Annotated in this window: 1 protein-coding gene; it reads left to right on the forward strand. The window is 60.9% G+C overall.

The genetic code is table 11. From position 1 onward, the window contains the following. A partial coding sequence (locus tag RM2_RS23165; RefSeq protein WP_139277940.1) for an asparagine synthetase B family protein occupies positions 1–902 on the forward strand: 902 nt, incomplete at its 5' end. Positions 903–1,240 lie beyond the last annotated feature (338 nt).

Below are 1,240 nucleotides of genomic sequence, written 5' to 3' on the forward strand. Positions count from 1 at the left end.
TCCACGACGTTGCCCGTCGGTCCCGGACCAACCACCAGGACATCGTGCTCGACTCCGAGCTTCTGGCGGACCCTGCCGCGCGAAGGAACATGCTCAGGGCACGCGACATTCCAGAGGGGATAGGGGACATAGACACCTCGCTGTATCTGCTGTTCAAGGAGATCCGGCAGCACTCCACGGTGGCACTGTCCGGTGAGTCGGCCGACGAGGTCTTCGGCGGATACAAGTGGTTCTTCGATCCGAAGGTGCGGCAGGCGAATATCTTTCCGTGGCTCGTGCGGTTCGACGATCACTTCGGCGACGATCGCGACATCCTCACCCCAGAGGTCATGGCCGGGCTGAACATGGCTGAGTACGTGCAGGATTCGTACAACACCGCCGTGGCCGGTATCGATCGGCTGGACGGCGAGTCCGACTTCGAATGGCGGATGCGTAAGATCTGCTATCTGCATCTGACGCGATTCGTCCGAATCCTGCTCGATCGCAAGGACCGTGCGAGCATGGCCGTCGGCCTCGAGGTTCGTGTACCGTTCTGCGACCACCGGTTGGTCGAATACGTATACAACACGCCGTGGTCGCTGAAGACATTCGACGGCAAGGAGAAGTCGTTGCTGCGGGCAGCGGCCAAGGATGTGCTGCCGCAGTCGGTGATCGATCGCGTGAAATCGCCTTACCCATCCACCCAGGATCCGAAATATGCTGTCGTATTGCAGCAGCAGTGCAAGGAATTACTCGGCGACCGCTCGCACCCCGTGTTCGGCCTGATCAGTCCAGATTGGCTGTCCCAGGCAGTGTCGGTTGATACCCCACAGGTCAGTCCGATGTCGCGACGTGGGCTCGAGCGCGCACTCGACGTCGCGGCGTGGATGGACATCTACAAGCCGACCCTCAAGCTGTCTTGACTTGTTTCAGCGTGACAACCGGCGATCATCCTCTCTGTCGGCATGTAGATGACCCGGGCACCCGTAGCAACGCCTCGCTCGGTGAGGGCTCGTGCGAACCGGGATACCTCGTCGAGAAGCTGCGCGTACGGGTGGAGCGTCGGTGGCTCCTCCCACTCCACAGACTCGGCGCAGCGAGTCGGAACTCCTCGGGACGCTTGGTGCTCTCGCGGTAGAGCTCCGCATCGCTGGGGCCCCAGTGCCGAATTCGCCCGAATTGGCTATTGTGAGAGATAGGTGGTTAGTCAAAGTAAAGACTGATAAGTGCCGACCAGAGAGCGGCTTGGAGTTCGCCGCCT

Origin of the sequence: Rhodococcus marinonascens NBRC 14363, from assembly GCF_001894885.1 — a bacterium.
In the GTDB taxonomy this organism is placed as follows: domain Bacteria; phylum Actinomycetota; class Actinomycetes; order Mycobacteriales; family Mycobacteriaceae; genus Rhodococcus_F; species Rhodococcus_F marinonascens.